This is a genomic window from Aeromonas rivuli (genome assembly GCF_020149575.1).
Lineage (GTDB): Bacteria > Pseudomonadota > Gammaproteobacteria > Enterobacterales > Aeromonadaceae > Aeromonas > Aeromonas rivuli.
Genome location: NZ_CP079742.1, coordinates 3780836 through 3797433, shown reverse-complemented (window position 1 = coordinate 3797433; position 16598 = coordinate 3780836). Strand labels below are relative to the sequence as shown.

General features: G+C 61.5%; 17 protein-coding genes. 12 read left to right on the top strand and 5 right to left on the bottom strand.

Going from position 1 to position 16598, the window contains the following annotated elements; genetic code table 11:
• The first annotated feature begins 185 nt into the window (after positions 1–185).
• The 3 genes from tpx to KYK33_RS17480 all read left to right on the top strand — a co-directional run bounded on the left by tpx (position 186) and on the right by KYK33_RS17480 (position 3714).
• Positions 186–686 (top strand): thiol peroxidase, encoded by a 501-nt coding sequence (gene tpx, locus KYK33_RS17490; protein ID WP_224431330.1) that lies wholly within the window; start codon positions 186–188, stop codon positions 684–686.
• Between the two features lie 213 nt (positions 687–899).
• A complete protein-coding gene (locus KYK33_RS17485) occupies positions 900–2120 on the top strand; it encodes a DEAD/DEAH box helicase (protein ID WP_224431329.1) in 1221 nt (406 codons plus the stop codon).
• A gap of 100 nt (positions 2121–2220) precedes the next feature.
• A complete protein-coding gene (locus KYK33_RS17480; protein WP_224431328.1) occupies positions 2221–3714 on the top strand; it encodes an alkaline phosphatase D family protein in 1494 nt (497 codons plus the stop codon).
• A 48-nt stretch (positions 3715–3762) separates the two neighbouring features.
• On the opposite strand, the gene KYK33_RS17475 is transcribed toward KYK33_RS17480, so the two are convergent.
• Together KYK33_RS17475 and KYK33_RS17470 are read right to left on the bottom strand one after the other, a co-directional pair.
• Positions 3763–4629 (bottom strand): CPBP family intramembrane glutamic endopeptidase, encoded by an 867-nt coding sequence (locus KYK33_RS17475; protein WP_318010402.1) that lies wholly within the window; start codon positions 4627–4629, stop codon positions 3763–3765.
• Between the two features lie 106 nt (positions 4630–4735).
• Complete coding sequence (locus KYK33_RS17470; protein WP_224431327.1) at positions 4736–5383, bottom strand: DUF3047 domain-containing protein; 648 nt, start codon at positions 5381–5383, stop codon at positions 4736–4738.
• Positions 5384–5546: 163 nt separating this feature from the next.
• Here KYK33_RS17470 and KYK33_RS17465 point away from each other — a divergent pair.
• Positions 5547–6901, top strand: a protein-coding gene (locus tag KYK33_RS17465; RefSeq protein ID WP_224430502.1) for an IS3 family transposase whose coding sequence is annotated in 2 segments (ribosomal slippage) — positions 5547–6006 and positions 6006–6901 — 1356 coding nt in all. Because the reading frame shifts where the segments join, the coding sequence is not laid out codon by codon here.
• A 65-nt stretch (positions 6902–6966) separates the two neighbouring features.
• Here the strand turns inward: KYK33_RS17465 and KYK33_RS17460 are convergent.
• Complete coding sequence (locus KYK33_RS17460) at positions 6967–7266, bottom strand: hypothetical protein (RefSeq protein ID WP_005905686.1); 300 nt, start codon at positions 7264–7266, stop codon at positions 6967–6969.
• A 50-nt stretch (positions 7267–7316) separates the two neighbouring features.
• Positions 7317–7691 carry a YacL family protein gene (locus KYK33_RS17455; protein ID WP_042044234.1) on the bottom strand — a complete coding sequence of 125 codons (375 nt, stop codon included), beginning with the start codon at positions 7689–7691 and terminating at the stop codon, positions 7317–7319.
• Between the two features lie 187 nt (positions 7692–7878).
• On the opposite strand from KYK33_RS17455, the gene KYK33_RS17450 reads away from it, so the two are divergent.
• From KYK33_RS17450 to KYK33_RS17420, 7 genes are all read left to right on the top strand, one after another.
• Positions 7879–8994 carry a sugar diacid recognition domain-containing protein gene (locus tag KYK33_RS17450; RefSeq protein ID WP_224431326.1) on the top strand — a complete coding sequence of 372 codons (1116 nt, stop codon included), beginning with the start codon at positions 7879–7881 and terminating at the stop codon, positions 8992–8994.
• Positions 8995–9120: 126 nt separating this feature from the next.
• Positions 9121–10383, top strand: coding sequence for a GntP family permease (locus KYK33_RS17445; protein WP_224431325.1), 1263 nt, complete (start codon positions 9121–9123; stop codon positions 10381–10383).
• A 9-nt stretch (positions 10384–10392) separates the two neighbouring features.
• The gene (locus tag KYK33_RS17440; RefSeq protein WP_224431324.1) at positions 10393–11526 is read left to right on the top strand and encodes a glycerate kinase; all 1134 of its coding nucleotides are present in this window, start codon (positions 10393–10395) and stop codon (positions 11524–11526) included.
• Positions 11527–11693: 167 nt separating this feature from the next.
• Positions 11694–12257, top strand: a complete 564-nt coding sequence (locus KYK33_RS17435; protein WP_224431323.1) for an NnrU family protein — start codon at positions 11694–11696, stop codon at positions 12255–12257.
• 117 nt (positions 12258–12374) lie between these two features.
• Entirely contained in the window at positions 12375–12914 is a 540-nt protein-coding gene (locus KYK33_RS17430; RefSeq protein ID WP_042044229.1) for a glutathione peroxidase, read from the top strand.
• 70 nt (positions 12915–12984) lie between these two features.
• Positions 12985–13920 (top strand): LysR family transcriptional regulator, encoded by a 936-nt coding sequence (locus KYK33_RS17425; RefSeq protein ID WP_224431322.1) that lies wholly within the window; start codon positions 12985–12987, stop codon positions 13918–13920.
• Between the two features lie 181 nt (positions 13921–14101).
• Positions 14102–15298 (top strand): NupC/NupG family nucleoside CNT transporter, encoded by a 1197-nt coding sequence (locus KYK33_RS17420; protein ID WP_042044227.1) that lies wholly within the window; start codon positions 14102–14104, stop codon positions 15296–15298.
• Positions 15299–15615: 317 nt separating this feature from the next.
• Here KYK33_RS17420 and arfB read toward each other — a convergent pair whose 3' ends face one another.
• The gene (gene arfB / locus KYK33_RS17415; RefSeq protein ID WP_042044226.1) at positions 15616–16032 is read right to left on the bottom strand and encodes an alternative ribosome rescue aminoacyl-tRNA hydrolase ArfB; all 417 of its coding nucleotides are present in this window, start codon (positions 16030–16032) and stop codon (positions 15616–15618) included.
• A 202-nt stretch (positions 16033–16234) separates the two neighbouring features.
• Between arfB and glnK the strand changes: the two genes are divergently transcribed.
• Positions 16235–16573, top strand: coding sequence for a P-II family nitrogen regulator (glnK, locus tag KYK33_RS17410; protein ID WP_005904813.1), 339 nt, complete (start codon positions 16235–16237; stop codon positions 16571–16573).
• The last annotated feature ends 25 nt before the right edge of the window (positions 16574–16598 follow it).

The following is a 16598-nucleotide window of genomic DNA, read 5'->3' as shown; positions in this document are numbered from 1 at the left end:
TTATGTCTGAGCCCAGTGTAAACCTTGGTGTTAAGTCCAAGGTCAAGCCCCTTTTCCCCTTCTATCGGCGGAGGGGCGGTTGGCCTACCCAGATTTATATCCCTGTGGTTGGCGGGTGTTTGTCCCCCGCCGCTGGGCCTATACTGGGACCCTGGATCCCCCCTCAATCATCAAGGACTCAAAAAATGAGCAATACCGTCACCCTGCAAGGCAACCCAGTCTCCGTTTCCGGCCAATTCCCCGTTGCCGGTGAGCAGGCCAAGCCCTTCTCTCTGGTTGCTGGCGATCTGTCCGATGCGACCCTGGCGACCTTCGCCGGTCAGCGCAAGATCCTGAACATCTTCCCGAGCGTCGATACCCCGACCTGCGCCACCTCTGTGCGCAAGTTCAACGAGCAGGCCAGCTCCCTGAACAACGCCGTGGTGCTGTGCATCTCCGCCGATCTGCCGTTCGCCCAGTCCCGCTTCTGCGGCGCCGAAGGCCTGGACAAGGTCGTGAGCCTGTCCACCCTGCGTGGCGTCTCCTTCCTGCAAGACTACGGCGTGGCCTTCTCCTCCGGTCCGCTGGTTGGCCTGGCCGCCCGTGCCATCGTGGTGCTGGACGAGCAGAACAAGGTGCTGCACAGCGAGCTGGTAGCCGAAGTCGCCGACGAGCCGAACTACGCCGCCGCCCTGGCCGTGCTGTAATCTCGTTAGCACCCTGATTGCCCGACGGCCTGCCCTGTTTCAACACAGGCGCAGGCCGTTTTTATTTCTGGCGCAGGGGCTTGGCCCCCATTTCTTTATCCAGCCCCCACGACCCCTGGCGGCGCCGGAGTCGGCACCATCCTTTTACTTATGGGGTCAGGCTGGCTAGACTTCGCCTCCCACTTCTTCATTCAGCCGATGCCTGCCTAGCCCATGACCTTTAACGAACTCGCCCTCGATCCCGCCCTGCTGGCCGCCCTGCCTGCCGACTTGCATACCCCGACCCGCATCCAGCAGCTTGCCATTCCGGCGGCGCTGGCGGGACAGGATCTGCTGGCCCTGGCCCAGACCGGCAGCGGCAAGACCCTGGCATTCGGCCTGCCGCTGCTGCAGGGGCTGGACTCGGCCTGCGATCGGGTGCAGGGGCTGGTGCTGGTGCCGACCCGGGAGCTGGCGAGCCAGGTGAGTACCGCGCTGCAGGGCGGTGCCGAGGCGCTGGGGCTGCGTCTCCTGACCCTGTGCGGCGGGGTGGCCCAGGAGCAGCAACAGGCCGAGCTGGCCCTGGGGCCACAGCTGCTGGTGGCGACCCCGGGGCGGCTGCGCGACTTGCTGGCCCAGCGCGTGCTGGGGTTGAGCAACCTGCGTGCGCTGGTGCTGGATGAGGCGGATCGCCTGCTGGAGATGGGCTTCTGGCCCGATATCCAGTGGTTGCTGAATGCCATGCCTGCGCAGCGGCAGAATCTGCTGTTCTCCGCCACCTTGCCGGACGAGCTGGAGAGCCTGGCGAGCGGTCTGCTGCGCGAGCCGGTACGCATCGAGGCGAACCCGCGCAACGGCCTGGTGGAGGATATCGAGGAGCGGCTCTATCTGGTCAACAAGAGCGGCAAGGTGCCGGCGCTGATCGGCTTGCTGAAAGAGCAGGATTGGCCTCAGGTGCTGGTTTTTATCAGCGCGCGGGACGATGCCGACGCCGTGGCCAGGAAGCTCGCCAAGGCGGGTATCGCGGTGGCGGCCCTGCACGGGGAGAAGGAGCAAGGGGCGCGCGAGCAGGCGCTTGCCGATTTCAAGGCGGGCAAGGTGCGGGTGCTGGTGGCCACGGAGCTGATGGCGCGCGGCATCCATGTGGAGGCGCTGCCGGTGGTGATCAACCTGGACCTGCCCGCCAGCGCCCTCGTCTATGTGCATCGCATCGGCCGCACCGCCCGCGCCGGGCGCAAGGGGCTCGCCATGTCCCTGGTCTGTCACGGCGAGACCGAGACCCTCGCCGCCATCCGCACCCTGACCGGTCGTGAGCTGCCGCTGGCCGAGCTTGAAGGCTTCCCGGTCACCGACCAGCCCGCGAGCGGGGAGGGCAAGCGCGCCCCCCGCGATAAGCAGGCGAATCGCCGCACCGCCAACAAACGTAGCGTCAAGCAGTTCAAGGGCAAGGCGTGACCTCCCTCTTCGCCGTCTGAGGTGGGGCGGCCCAGCTGGTCAGTATGAAAAGGGGTCTGTTTCGCTATGCTGCATGGGTGAAATCATGGAGGGATAAGCGATGACGACTTTGGTAATGGGCCCCTTGCTGGGGCTCGAATCCGACACACAATACAGCATCTGTTTTCTGGCGGGGGCGGAGTGCAAGGGGGCTGACGTCAGGGTCAATGGCAAGCTGCTGGCCGCCAGCAAGCAGGCGGATACCCCCAAAGGCGGCTTCTGGCGAGCGCTCTGGTCGGCACCCGCCAAGGCCAAGACCAGCACCATAGGCTACGAGATCCTGCTGGATGGGGTGCCCGCCCAGGATCTGGCCGGGGCTGAGCAGTGGCAGTTTCATCTGCCGGGCCTGAAAGATCAGGTGCTGATTGGCTATGCCTCCTGCAACGGTTTCTCCGACTTCAAGCTGCTCACCTCCACCTCCCAGCCCTACGCCATGTGGGACAAGCTTGCCGCCGAACACCAGGCGCATCCATTCTCCCTGCTGCTGATGGGCGGGGATCAGGTCTATGCCGACTCCCTCTGGACCACGGTGCCGACCCTGAAAGCCTGGAACGAGCTGGACCGGGCCGAGAAGGTCAAACGCAAGGCGACCCGCACCATGGAGGAGCAGCTCGACCGCTTCTATTGCGAGCTCTACTGCAAACAGTGGGGCCGCCCCGAGGTGGCGCGCATGCTGGCCAGGGTGCCGAGCGCCATGATGTGGGACGATCACGACATCTTCGATGGCTGGGGCAGCTACCCCGCCGACTTGCAGGGCTGCGAGGTCTATCGCGCCATCTATGCCGCCGCCGCCAAGTATTTCCGGCTGTTCCAGCTGCGCTCCGGCGCCAATGGATCCTTGCTGGATCCGGCGGCCCTGAGTCACCACTCCTGGCGGCTGACCTTTAGGGGTTACCAGATCCTGGCCCTGGACAACAGGGCAACCCGCACTCAAACCCAGGTGATGAGCCGGGGGCAGTGGGATCAGGTGAATAGCGCCCTGGCCGCCTGCAGCGAGGGGAACCTGCTGGTGATGGCGGGGGTGCCGGTGGTCTATCGGGACTTCTCCTTCACCGAGGCGGCGCTGGATGCCACCCCCTGGGAGGAGGAGCTGACCGACGATCTCAAGGATCATTGGCGCGCCAAGGCCCACGAGGGGGAGCGGGCCCGCCTCATCATGCGACTGCTGGACAACGCCCAGCAGCGGCGCAAGGCCGACAAGGGGGCGTCCAGAACCCTGATCCTGTCCGGGGATGTGCACGTGGGTTGCCTCGGGGTGATCCAGGACCGGCGGGTGGGCAAGGGGGTGATGAATGTGCACCAGCTGGTCTCCTCCGGCATAGTGCATCCCTGTCCGACCCAGTTCCAGTGGATGGGGATCCTCGCCATGACCAATGACGACCCCGAGTATCTCGACGAGAGCCGGCTGATCCGCACCGAGCTGATCAAGCCGTTCGGCGCCCCCGTCTACCTGCGCACTCGCAACTTCGCCACCCTGCAGATGGGCAGCGATGGCAAACTGTGGGCCAACTGGCATTGTGAAAATGGTCTGGCGGCCAGCTACCCGCTGGCCTGAGGGAGTGGAGGGTGTAAATAGGGCCGATCGGGGCCCTTTTTTCATGGCTTAGCGACTGGCCAGGGGGTAGGTAAAGAGGGCCAGGTGGGCGAAGTTGAACAGAAAGTGGACTGCGATGGCGATGCTCAGGCGACCACTCCAGTGAAACGCCAAGCCGTAGCAGAGCCCGGCCAGGGCGGCGAAGCCGACCAGCAGCGGGCCGCCAGCCAGATGGGCCATGCCAAAGAGCCCGCTTGCGATCAGCAAGCCCTTCAAGGGGGTGAAGCGCTCACTCAGCCGCTGTTGCAGGCAGCCGCGAAACAGCGCCTCTTCCGAAACGCAAGTGAGCAGCAGATTATTGAGGGAAAACAGCCACCACCAGCTGGGCAGGCCCACCTCGGGTTTGAGGGCGCCCACTCCCCAGGCCGTCAATAGCAAGCCCACAAGGGGAAGGGTGAGCAGGAGCAGCGGCCGCCAGCGTATCAGGCCTCCCGGCCCCAGCAGATCTCGCCAGGCGAGCAGCAGGCCGAACAGGGCCAGGGGCTTGTCCAGATTCAGATAGAGGCTAAAGGGGACGCTGGCCGGTCCCGCCTGCACCTTGTCCAACATCTTCAAATTTTCGAAGCCGGGGAGCTGGTGGAGCATGAGTGCCAATGCCCAGAGCAGCACCAGCCCCCGGGCGGCGGGGCGACAGGAGACGGGCAGGCGATGCAGGTTGCCCGCCAGAGTGAGTCCCATCACGACCAGACTGAGGGCGAGGGGGCTGAGTCGCCCCATCAGCAGGGCGGCCAACAGACAAAGTACGAGCAGCAGAGCGCCCGCGCGCCACTGCCGGGCCAGGGTGAGCCCTGTGCTGGCAGCCAGCAGGGCCCAGACAAGCATATCGATAGGGAGAGACAAATCCGGGCTCCGGCGCACTAAAAGGGCGCAGAGCATAGCAAGGGATGAAGAGAGAAGACAACAATGACTCCTTCTGTATCCGGGTGGCAAACGGATGGAAAAGGTGGGGTGAATGGCGTGGCGGTCGTCCGAGCTGGCCTGCCTATCTGGCCGAGAAGTGGATGTCTCCGTACCAGGCTTGGGCCAGGCCGCCCCCGTTGTCGCTGTCTGTCATGATGGCGATGGAGTCTATCTGGTCGATCGGCTCCCCCAGCAGACGGGCGAGGTCGGCGCGGACATCACGGCGGTAGCTGACCCATTGCCCCGCATGAGCCGGGCCGCTCTCCACGCTCAGCATGATGGCTTGCTCGGTGAAGGCATTGGGCCAATGACTGCCCAGGGGCTGATGGGCAGACCACACATAGTTGATGGCCTTGCTGGAGAGGCCGAACAGGCCGCGTTTGACCACCAGATAGAGGCGAGCCGGGTAGTCATCCCCCGCCTTGCTGCGCTCGTCAGCATTCCCGTCGGCGACGGTGGCCACCTTCCAGCGCCAGCTCAGAATAGGGGTCTTGTTCAGATCGATGGTGTGATCCAGAAACTTGCCGGAGGCACTGCCATCGGCCTCGGCCCGCAGCACTATGCTCCCTGCTTCCTCGACGTCGCTGTAGCGGGTGTGCCCCTGAAACGATTTTTCGGGCCAGCCAATAAGGGGAGAGGGCAGGCCGTTCTCAACGATCAGGCTGGCGGCACCGGCGGTGGCCGAGAGGGTGCACAATATCAGGGCAAAACAGGGGGAAATACCGGGCATGGGGAACTCCTCTGGTGGTCCTGGCAATCAATAACACAGACCGGGGCAGAGGGGTTTTGGTTACAGGGGGAGAGACAGGGGGCACGGCTACCCATAAAAAAACCGGCCTGATGAAGTGAACCCCGAAAGTTGGACACCCAACGAGTAGGGGTTCTTCGTTTCTATGGCAAAGCAAAAATACTCGACCGACTTCAAGCGTCAGGTCGTTCTTCACTATCTCAACGGTCATGACGGTGCCAAAAAGACGGCCGCCCTGTTTGGTGTCGATCATGGCGCCGTTCGCCGCTGGACTGAGCACTGGAAAGTCAGTGGTGAAGATGGCTTGACCATCACGACCAAAGCTTATTCTGCTGAGTTCAAAGAGGAGGTACTGCACTGGATGCAGGAAAATAATGCATCTTCTCGCAAGGCGGCCGCAGCATTCAAGATCGCCGCGGCCTGCACCGTCAGTCGGTGGGCGCGGCTTTATCGTGAAGGCGGTATCATGGCCCTTAGTGACAAACGCACAGAGCGCATCATGGCTTCAGGAAAAAAACCACCGAACAAACCGCTCACCGCCCCCTATCCCACTTTCCACAGTGCCCAGGAAGAGCTCGAATACCTGCGGGCGGAGAACGCCTATCTAAAAAAGCTGCATGCCTTGGCTCGGGAAAAGCAGCAGAGAAAGCAAAAATAGTTTCCGAGCTAAGGCAGGACCATCAGCTGGCAACGCTGCTGCATATCGCTTGGTTGCCACGCAGCACCTTCTACTGGCAGGTGAAGTCAGGTACCAGCGCAGGGACCTATGAGCATGAAGCGCAACGGATCAAGGCGCTGTTTCATCACCACAAGGGGCGTTATGGTTATCGGCGGATCACCCTGGCGCTGCGCAACGAAGGGTGCCTAATTAACCACAAGACAGTGCGAAAACTCATGCGAGAACAGGACCTTGCCTCTAACCTGCGCCGCAAGAAATATCGGTCGTACAAGGGGACATACGGCCATATCGCCCCGAACCTCTTGCAGCGTGATTTTCACGCCGATGCCCCGAACCAAAAATGGGTCACCGATGTGACGGAGTTCAATCTCAAAGGGCAGAAGTTGTACTTGTCGCCGGTGCTGGACCTCTATAACAGCGAGATCATCGCCTGGCAGATGGCAACGCACCAGGGGATGCGGTTGGTGGACAAGATGCTGGATGACGCCTTGGCGACATTAGGGCCCACAGACGCGCCGGTGCTGCACTCGGATCAAGGCTGGCAATATCAGATGGCCAGCTATCAGACGCGATTATCGTCAAGGGACGTGAAGCAAAGCATGTCACGCAAAGGGAACTGCCTGGACAATGCGGTGGTAGAGAACTTCTTTGGACTGCTGAAAAGCGAATGCTGGTTCAACGAAGAGTACGAAGATACAGAGCAGTTGAAACGTGTGGTGGATGAATACATCCACTACTACAACCATGAGCGGATCAAAGTGAAACTAAACGGCCTGAGCCCGGTACAGTACCGAACTCAGGCCATGTTATCCGCCAACTAACGTGTCCAATAAATGGGGTTCACTTCACTGAGCCGGTTTTTTTATGGGTGAAGGCAGGGCGCGGCTTAGCGGCCGGACTCGGCAATCACACGGGCTATGATATCGGCCCGCTTGGTCGGCGCCAGCTCGCCCAGGGCGATGAGGCCCGCCTTGAAGATGACGTTCTTCGGCAGGCTGACATCGTCCAGGGTGGAGATGGCTTCGATATGCATGCCATTGAGGCGGCTGGCATCACGGGGGCTCAGGTTCACCTGGGTGTTCATGACCTGCTTGCCCTTCTTCTTGGCAGGAGCGGCAGGCTTCTTGCCACTCTCTTCCTGATCTTCTTCTTCCGGCAATTCGTCATCAAAATCGTAAATAGACATAGTCAATCCTGTTGGGTTACGAAGGGCACGCTCGCCCTTGATCGGTTTGTTCAGCCCATATCCTCGTTACGGATAAAGGCGCGCCAGGAGCTGAGCACCTGGGCAAAATCTTCCAGCCCGCACATGGCCAGCTGTTCATCATCGTAGTAGGCCAGGTCGTCGAGATCCTCATCCAGCGCTATGTTGAGGACATTGGCCTTGACCTCGGCTTCCTCTATCGTCAGCAGCAGCGAGTAGTCGCCGCCCAGCATCTTGTACTCCATCAGGGTGCGATTGGAGAGCTGGTCGATGACGCCGAAGAGCTCGTCGAGCTTCTCTTCATCCTTGCCCACTTCGTCGATCAGCCACTGGCCTATGGCCTCATGGCCCATGGAGAAGCGGGCGCGATAGCCACCGAAGGGATCGCGTCGAAATTCATAGTCCATAAAAGAGGTTCTCGTCAGCTTGGCGCTCGGATGGAGACCAGACAGGAGCCCGAATTGGGACACCACCTCGAGGCTCACATCGAGTAAAGTGGCCTATTCTAGCGATCCCCCCCTCGCTTGTCTTGATGATGTGACAATGGATGCAGCCAGACCATCCTTCCGGGGGAGCCATCCACAGGAGCCTACCGTGCAATTGAATGAGCAGCTCGCCCGCCAGATCGTGACCCGGGCCATGAAAATTCTCTCTTTTTCCGTCAACGTCATGGACGAACAGGGCTTGATCATTGCCTCCGGTAACCCGGAGCGTCTGCATCAGCGCCACGAAGGGGCCGTGCTGGCCCTGACCGACAACAGGGTGGTGGAGATCAGTGAGGCGACCGCCCAGCAGCTCAAGGGGGTGAGGCCCGGCATCAACCTGCCCATCGCCTATCAGGGGGCGCTCATCGGTGTCATCGGCATCTCCGGTGACCCGGACATCGTTCGTGCTTATGCCGAGCTGGTGCGGATGACGGCTGAGCTGATCCTCGAACAGGCCGCCCTCACCGAGCAGCTGCAGTGGGACAAGCGCCACAAGGAGGAGCTGGTGCTGCAACTCATTCGGGGGGAGGGGCGGGTGGATCAGTTGCAACAGGCGGCCCATTTTCTCGCGCTGGACCTGGCCAGGCCCAGGGTGGTGGCCGTGTTGAGCCTGGAAGAGGCCGATCCTGCCCGGCTACGGGAGCTGGTGCAGCTGCTCGAATACCCGGAGCGGGACAACCTGGTGGCCATCAATGGTCTGGACGAGATAGTGGTGCTCAAGCCCGCTCAACTGAACGATGGGGTCTGGCAATCGAGTCAGGAGCGGACCCGCATCAAGCAGCTACTGGCGCGGATCCCGGACTTCAAGGTGCGCATCGGGGTGGGGGATTACTTCCCTGGCATCGAGGGTCTGGTGCTCTCCTACCAGACTGCCCGGGATACCCTGCGCCGGGGTCGCCGTCAGGCGCCGCGCAAGCAGGTCTACTTCTTCGAGGATTACCGCCTGCCGGTGCTGCTCGGTAGTCTGGCGGACTCCTGGCAGGCGACTCAGCTGCTGGCACCCCTGCGCACCCTGGCGAAACAGGACAGCAAGGGAGTCCTGCACAAGACGCTGCGCCAATATTTCTTGCAGGATTGTGATCTGCATCGTACTGCGGAATTGTTGTTCATTCATCCTAATACCCTGCGCTATCGGCTTACTCGGATTGAGCAGATAACAGGTTTAAATATCAACAAGTTAGATGATAAGTTTTTACTCTATCTCGGTTTCAGTCTCGGAGAGTGAATTTGTCGTAATGTACAAATAAGGCCAATGTAAAACCGTTGTCTTTGTCTTTTTTTACAAGGCATTTCCGGTTGATTTCCCGATAATGACGACACCTGAACCCCACACATAAAAAAGGTGCCTGTCATGATCCCAGTTACCGCCATCGGCGCCCTAGCGGCGCTCACCATCGCCATCTTTCTCATCCTGAGGAAGGTCCCGCCCGCCTACGGCATGATAGTCGGAGCCCTGGCGGGGGGGCTGATCGGCGGTGCCGACCTGACCCAGACCGTCGCCCTGATGATAGGCGGCGCCCAGGGCATCACCACAGCGGTGATGCGCATTCTGGCCGCCGGTGTGCTGGCTGGCGTCCTGATTGAATCGGGGGCGGCCACCACCATCGCCGAGACCATCATCAAGAAACTGGGAGAGACCCGGGCCCTGCTGGCCCTGGCCCTGGCGACGCTGATCCTGACCGCGGTCGGCGTCTTCGTGGACGTCGCCGTCATCACAGTGGCGCCTATCGCGCTGGCCATTGCCCAGCGCGCCGACCTCTCCAAGCCAGCGATACTGCTCGCCATGATAGGCGGCGGCAAGGCGGGTAACGTCATGTCCCCCAATCCCAACGCCATCGCGGCGGCGGACGCCTTCCATCTGCCCCTGACCTCCGTCATGGCGGCTGGCATCATCCCCGGTATCTTCGGTCTGGTCATGGCCTACTGGCTGGCCAAGCGTCTGAACAACAAGGGTACCAAGGTCACCGCCGAGGAAGTGGTCAGCGTCGATCAGGCTGCTCTGCCCGGCTTTGCCGCCGCCATCAGTGCGCCCCTGGTGGCCATACTGCTGCTGGCCCTGCGTCCCGTGGCTGGCATAGTGGTGGATCCCCTCATCGCCCTGCCCCTGGGTGGCCTGGTCGGCGCCCTCATGATGGGTAAATTCAGCAAGGTGAACCAGTTTGCCGTCTCGGGTCTGGCCCGCATGGCACCTGTGGCCATCATGCTGCTCGGTACGGGTACCCTGGCAGGCATCATCGCCAACTCGGGGCTGAAGGATGTACTGATCAGCGGCCTGACTGCTTCGGGCCTGCCCTCCTACCTGCTGGCCCCCATCTCCGGTGCCCTGATGTCCCTGGCGACCGCCTCGACCACCGCCGGGACTGTGGTCGCCTCCAACGTCTTCAGTTCGACCCTGCTCGAACTCGGCATCAGTGGCTTGGCGGGTGCCGCCATGATCCACGCCGGTGCCACAGTGTTCGACCACATGCCCCATGGCTCCTTCTTCCATGCAACGGGCGGCAGCGTCCACATGGGCATCAGCGAGCGCTTGAAGCTTATCCCTTACGAAACGGCAGTCGGTTTGACCATTGCAGTTGTCTCTACCCTGATGTTTGGCGTACTTGGTGTTGCCTAAGGAATTGATATGAAAATTGTAATTGCCCCTGACTCCTTCAAGGAAAGCCTGAGTGCCATGGAAGTGGCCGACGCCATCGAGGCGGGTTTCAAACAGGTGTTGCCCGATGCGACCTACGTCAAGCTGCCCATGGCCGATGGTGGCGAGGGCACGGTGCGTTCCCTGGTCGATGCCACCGATGGTCGCATAGTAACCGCCGAAGTGACGGCCCCGCTCGGTAACAAGGTCGAGGGATTCCTCGGCCTGCTGGGGGATGGCAAGCGCGCCGTCATCGAGATGGCAGCTGCTTCCGGCCTTCATCTGGTGGCGCCCGAGCAGCGCAACCCCCTGCTGACCTCCAGCTTCGGTACAGGTGAGTTGATCCTGGCCGCCCTGGATCTGGGGGTGACTCACCTCATCCTCGGCATAGGGGGCAGCGCCACCAATGATGGCGGCGCTGGCATGATCCAGGCGCTGGGCGGCAAACTGCTCAAGGCAGACGGCAGCGCCATTGGCTTCGGGGGCGCCGCCCTCGCCGAGCTGGCGACGATCGACTTGAGTGGGCTGGATGCGCGTTTGGCGGATCTCACCATAGAGGTGGCCTGCGATGTGAACAACCCGCTCTGCGGTCCCAAGGGGGCCTCGGCCGTGTTTGGTCCCCAGAAGGGCGCCAACTACGAGATGGTCGTGCAACTGGACAACAACCTGAGCCACTACGCGGATTGCATCGAGGCGGCCCTGGGTTGCCAGGTGAAGGACATTCCGGGGGCCGGTGCCGCCGGTGGCATGGGCGCCGCGCTGGTGGGTCTGCTGGGCGCCGAGCTCAAGCCGGGCATCCAGATCGTCATAGAGGCCCTGGATCTGGCCAGCGTGCTGCAAGATGCGGATCTCGTCATCACCGGCGAGGGTCGCATCGACAGCCAGACCATACATGGCAAGACCCCCATGGGGGTGGCGCGCTGCGCCAAGCAGTTTGGCAAGCCGGTGATCGGCATCGCCGGTTGCCTGACCGATGACTGTGGCGTGGTCCACGCACATGGCATAGATGCCGTCTTCGCCGTGGTCAACCGGGCCATGTCGCTGCCGGAGGCACTGGAAACCGCCAGCACCAATCTGACGCTGACCTCCCGTAACGTGGCGGCTCTTTACCAACTGAAGCTCTGATCCCGTCGCCATATCTCCAGGTATGGCGCTTTTCAATGCCGGCCCCTGGCCGGCATCTTTTTATCCGCCCTTTCCCTTCTCAATCCCCCCACGGAGCCGACGGCTGTTTCTATAGGCCATCAGGCCCGTTTGCGTCATAGTGTTCCCAGACATTCAAGGAGGTCGCCATGCTATTGCTGATGCTGGGAGTGCTGCTGTTCGCCCTGGTGCATCTCTACCCCTGCTTTGCCCAGGCCCACAGGGTGCGGCTCAGGGCGCGTCTGGGGGAGAGTCGTTATAAGGGGATGTTTTCCCTGCTGCTGCTGGTCGCTATCGGCTGCATCGTGGCCGGTTGGCGCAGCCTCTACCCGATGCCGCTCTACTTCCCGCCCTCCTGGGGGCCGGCGGCCGTACAGGGGCTGATGCCCCTGGCGATGATCCTGCTCTGCTCGGGCCAGGGGGCGAACCATTTCCGGCGCTGGTTGCGCCATCCCCAGCTGCTCGGTGTCCTGATCTGGAGTGGCGCTCACCTGCTGGTCAATGCCGAGGCTCGCTCTCTGATCCTGTTTGGCGGCCTGGGGCTCTGGGCGCTGGTCAGCATCATCTGGATATCGGTCCGTGACTGGGGCGGGGTGGCGCGTCCCGAGGCAAGCTGGCAGGGGACGCTGACTAGCCTGGGTCTGGGCCTGGTGGCCACAGTTGTACTGATCTTCTGGGGGCACGGCTGGCTGACCGGCATGGCACTACGCTGAGTCATGGGTGGATTGAGCCAAAGCCCCGCCTGCTGCGTAGAGAGTTCAGAGGCTGACCATAACCACTGGCCCGCTCTTGGTGAGCAGCCCGGGGTCAGATGAAAAAAGGAGAAGAACATGAAGGGAATCGCACTCATATTGCTGCTCTGGGGTCACTCTGCCCTGGCTGGCTGCCCCGACTATTTTGCCGGGGAGCAGCGCGAGCTCAACAGCACCCAGCGCCACAATCTGTGCCAGCTCACCCAAGGCAAGGTGGTGCTGGTGGTCAATACCGCCTCCTATTGCGGTTACACCAAACAGTTCAAGGGGTTGGAGGCACTCAACCAAGAGTATCGTGACCAGGGGTTGCTGATCCTCGGCTTCCCTTCCAATGACTTCCAGCAAGAAGCGGGGGAGGAGGGGGAGACGGCCGCAGTTTGCCAGCGGGACTATGGGGTCACTTTCCCCATGTTCAACCGGGTCTCGGTGCGTGGCGATCAGGCTATCCCTCTGTTCAAGGGACTGGCGCTGGCGGCCAGGGAGGCGCCAGCCTGGAATTTTCACAAGTATCTGATCGGGCGGGATGGCCAGCTGTTGGCGAGTTATGGATCGCGTCAGCGCCCGGATGAGGATCCTCTGCTCGCGCAGCTACGGCAGGCACTCGCCGCTACCCCCTGAGCGGCGGCTCTGGAATAATGGTGCCCCGCTCCCTTGTTCAGGTCATATCGTGCTGCACCGACTCCCGCAAATGTTGATCTTCGATGCCCTGGTCCGCGAACAGGGCATCTCGGCCGCCGCCCGGCGGCTCGGCGTCTCCAAGTCCCACATCAGCAAGCAGCTGGCCCAGCTTGAGGCCGATCTCGGTGCCCAGCTGGTGCAGCGCACCACCCGCCGCTTCGCCCTGACCGAATTGGGGCAGGAGTATGCCCGCCACTGCCGTGCCCTGGTGGCCCAGGCGCAGGAGGCGGAGTCCATGGTGGCGGACAGACGCGGCAAGGTGAGTGGCGTACTGCATCTAGGGGTGGGTCAGTCGTTTGGCCGATTGCATGTGATCCCCCGCCTCAAGGCCTTCCAGCAGCGCTATCCCGAGTTGGAGCTGGAGGTTTCCCTGTTCGATCACCGAACCAATCTGGTGGATGAGGGACTGGATCTCTGGATCACCACCTATGAAGACAAGCCCCTGGGGCTGATAGGTCAGCGCCTGGCCGATATCGGCTTCGTGTTGGCGGCCTCCCCCGATTACCTGCTCGGCCACGGCACGCCGCTCACGCCGCGAGATCTGCTAGACCACAACTGCATCACCTATCAGAGCCGGGAGCGACGCTATCAGGAGTGGCACTTTCGTAAGGAGAAGGAGCGCCAGAGCGTGCAGGTGGCGGGCAACTACAGGGTCGATCTGGCGGAGGCAGTACGCGACGCCGCGCTGGCCGGGCTGGGGGTGGCCTATATCGCCAACTATCTGCTCGACAAGGAGCTGCAATCGGGCGCCCTGATCCCGCTGCTGCCCGAGTGGCGTCCGAGCCAGAAGATGGCGGTCCATGCCGTGTATGCCCGCCGAGAACATCTGGATCCCAAGATCCGCCTCTTCATCGATTTCCTCAAAGAGGGATTCGGTACGCCACCCTATTGGCAACGGCGTCTGGCGCCCTGGTTGGGACAAGCATTGTCCGGCCTGGAGGAATGATTGTTTCCATGCGTAAACAGTTGTGGGTGGGAGCGAAATAAGACGAGGGGAATCAAGTGCTTGGATCCGGGTGGTTGGCGCAGAGGTGGTTGGTAACAGACTGATAACCTTGCCAGCTTGCAGTCATCAGGGGAGGGGGGCAGAATCCGCGCCCATCTGAAATCCCCCCGATGGAGTCCCCATGATAGCCCTGCTCGGCATGCTCTGCATACTGGCGCTCGCCACCCTCTGCTCTGACAATCGCCGTCGTATCCCACTGAGAACAGTGGGCGGTGCCCTCACCCTGCAGATCGTATTCGCCGCCTTGGTGCTCTGGCTTCCCGCCGGTCAGCGGGTATTGAATGCCGTCAGTGACAGCGTGAGCAGCGTCATCGGTTACGGCCAGGAGGGGATCGCCTTCCTGTTTGGGGACCTGGCCAAGTTCAAACTCGGCTTCATCTTTGCCTTCAATGTGCTGCCGGTCATCATCTTCTTCTCGGCGCTGATCGCTATCCTCTATCACATCGGCTTGATGACCAGGATCATCGCCCTGCTCGGCGGCGGTCTGCAAAAGCTGCTCGGCACTGGCCGGGCCGAGAGCCTCTCAGCCACCGCCAATATCTTCGTCGGCATGGTCGAGGCTCCGCTGGTGGTCAAACCTTACCTTGCCAAGATGTCCGACTCGCAATTCTTCGCGGTGATGAGCTGTGGCCTCGCTTCCGTGGCGGGCGGCACCCTGGTGGGGTATGCCAGCCTGGGGGTGGAGCTCAAGTATCTGATCGCGGCGGCCTTCATGTCTGCCCCGGCCGGTCTGGCCATGGCCAAGATATTGGTGCCGCCGGCAGCGGATGAACAGGATCATCATCAGGATGTGGAGATCCCTCGTGCGACCAACGTGATTGAAGCCGCCGCCGATGGTGCCATGTCAGGTCTGAATATTGCGGTCGCCGTGGGAGCCACGCTGCTGGCCTTCGTCGGTGTGATAGCCCTGCTCAACGGCTTGCTTGGCTGGGCCGGTGGCTTGCTGGGTTGGGAGCTGAGCTTCCAGCTGATCCTGGGCTGGCTGTTTGCCCCTGTCTCCTGGCTCATCGGTGTGCCCTGGGATCAGGCTCAGGCTGCTGGCGCTCTGATTGGCACCAAGGTCGTCATCAACGAATTCGTGGCGTTCATCGCGCTGGTGCAGGATCAGACCCTGGACCCGTCGAGCAAGGCCATCGTCACCTTCGCCCTGTGCGGTTTCGCCAACATCTCTTCCATGGCGATCCTGATCGGCGGCCTGGGATCCATGGTGCCGGAGCGCAAGGCGTTCATCTCTCGCTACGGCATGCGGGCCATACTGGCCGGGGTGCTCGCCAACCTGATGAGCGCCGCCCTGGCGGGTCTGTTCCTCGCTATCTGATTGACCCCCGAAGTTAGCACCTTCCGGTCATGGCCCGCCTCGGCGGGCCTTTTTGTTCCCGGATGTTGCCCATGTAATGAGGCGGGTTAGCCAGGGAAGAGGACACAAAAAAAGCGCCCCAGGGAAGAGGCGCGAGAAAACAGATTGGAAGTGTCACATGGGTGCACGTGCATGGGTGATGTCCATCCAGGTACGCACTCATCATGCCCCCGCTCTTCTGAAGCACTTCTGAGAGTGGCCTTCATCTGATGTTCATCTTTTCGCCGCAAAGCCCTCTCTTTTGGAAGGGAGATCACTCCTCACTCAGCCAGCCTGTGTCAATCCAGGGCTATCTTGCCTCGTCCGGATTTGATGTCGCCCTTGCGCTTCTTGGCTTCGACTCGGCGGCGCTGGGAGCCCTTGGTCGGCTTGGTGGCTCGGCGGGCCTTGGGTCGCCAGGCGGCCTTGGTCAGCAGTTCTACCAGTCGGCTCATGGCCTCCTTGCGGTTCATGTCCTGGCTGCGATGGGTCTCGACCCGGATCAGGATGAAGCCGTCATGTACCCGGCTGTCACTGAGCCTGTCCAGCCCCTCTTTATAGAGTTCTGGCAGGCTGGGGGAGCCTCGGTAATCGAAGCGCAACCAGACCGCCGAGTCTGTCTTGTTGACGTGTTGCCCCCCGGCGCCCTGGGCGCGCATCGCCTGAAACTGCAACTCATGCCAGGGCAGGGTGACGTGTTCCGAGATGACTAGCATGGAGTGACTGAACCAATTTGGTGCATTTTTTAACCTTGTTTAAGGATGGTGCCTCATCGTGGGGCGCTCTGCTCCCCCTTGGAGAGTCTGCGGAGAGGGACTAGGCAGTGATTATTTTATCTTGTTGAAATATAACAATAAAAATTCTTGGCACAAGAATTGATTGCACTATATCGACACACCATGGATTGGGAGCAACCAGATGAAATTGATTACTGCGATTATCAAGCCCTTCAAGTTGGACGATGTGCGTGAAGCCATTGCCAATCTCGGCGTCGAGGGATTGACCGTCTCCGAGGTCAAAGGGTTCGGCCGTCAGAAGGGACATACCGAATTATACCGTGGCGCCGAGTATCAGGTCGACTTCCTGCCCAAGGTCAAGCTGGAGATTGCCACCATCAGCGACAACGTGGAGAGCGTGATCGAGGCGATCTGCAAGGCGGCCTACACCGGCAAGATTGGGGACGGCAAGATTTTCGTCTATGAGCTGCAGCAGGCGGTGCGGATCCGCACCGGCGAGACAGACGACGAAGCGCTGTGAGTCATTGGAATTAGGGAAGCTGTTA

Coding starts and splice junctions, on each gene's coding strand:
- KYK33_RS17480 (WP_224431328.1), top strand. CDS start 2,221: ATGACGACTTTGGTAATGGGCCCCTTGCTGGGGCTCGAATCCGACACA.
- KYK33_RS17435 (WP_224431323.1), top strand. CDS start 11,694: ATGCTATTGCTGATGCTGGGAGTGCTGCTGTTCGCCCTGGTGCATCTC.
- KYK33_RS17470 (WP_224431327.1), bottom strand. CDS start 5,383: ATGCCCGGTATTTCCCCCTGTTTTGCCCTGATATTGTGCACCCTCTCG.
- KYK33_RS17440 (WP_224431324.1), top strand. CDS start 10,393: ATGAAAATTGTAATTGCCCCTGACTCCTTCAAGGAAAGCCTGAGTGCC.
- KYK33_RS17475 (WP_318010402.1), bottom strand. CDS start 4,629: ATGCTCTGCGCCCTTTTAGTGCGCCGGAGCCCGGATTTGTCTCTCCCT.
- glnK (WP_005904813.1), top strand. CDS start 16,235: ATGAAATTGATTACTGCGATTATCAAGCCCTTCAAGTTGGACGATGTG.
- KYK33_RS17425 (WP_224431322.1), top strand. CDS start 12,985: ATGTTGATCTTCGATGCCCTGGTCCGCGAACAGGGCATCTCGGCCGCC.
- KYK33_RS17455 (WP_042044234.1), bottom strand. CDS start 7,691: ATGGACTATGAATTTCGACGCGATCCCTTCGGTGGCTATCGCGCCCGC.
- KYK33_RS17420 (WP_042044227.1), top strand. CDS start 14,102: ATGATAGCCCTGCTCGGCATGCTCTGCATACTGGCGCTCGCCACCCTC.
- KYK33_RS17445 (WP_224431325.1), top strand. CDS start 9,121: ATGATCCCAGTTACCGCCATCGGCGCCCTAGCGGCGCTCACCATCGCC.
- tpx (WP_224431330.1), top strand. CDS start 186: ATGAGCAATACCGTCACCCTGCAAGGCAACCCAGTCTCCGTTTCCGGC.
- arfB (WP_042044226.1), bottom strand. CDS start 16,032: ATGCTAGTCATCTCGGAACACGTCACCCTGCCCTGGCATGAGTTGCAG.
- KYK33_RS17430 (WP_042044229.1), top strand. CDS start 12,375: ATGAAGGGAATCGCACTCATATTGCTGCTCTGGGGTCACTCTGCCCTG.
- KYK33_RS17485 (WP_224431329.1), top strand. CDS start 900: ATGACCTTTAACGAACTCGCCCTCGATCCCGCCCTGCTGGCCGCCCTG.
- KYK33_RS17460 (WP_005905686.1), bottom strand. CDS start 7,266: ATGTCTATTTACGATTTTGATGACGAATTGCCGGAAGAAGAAGATCAG.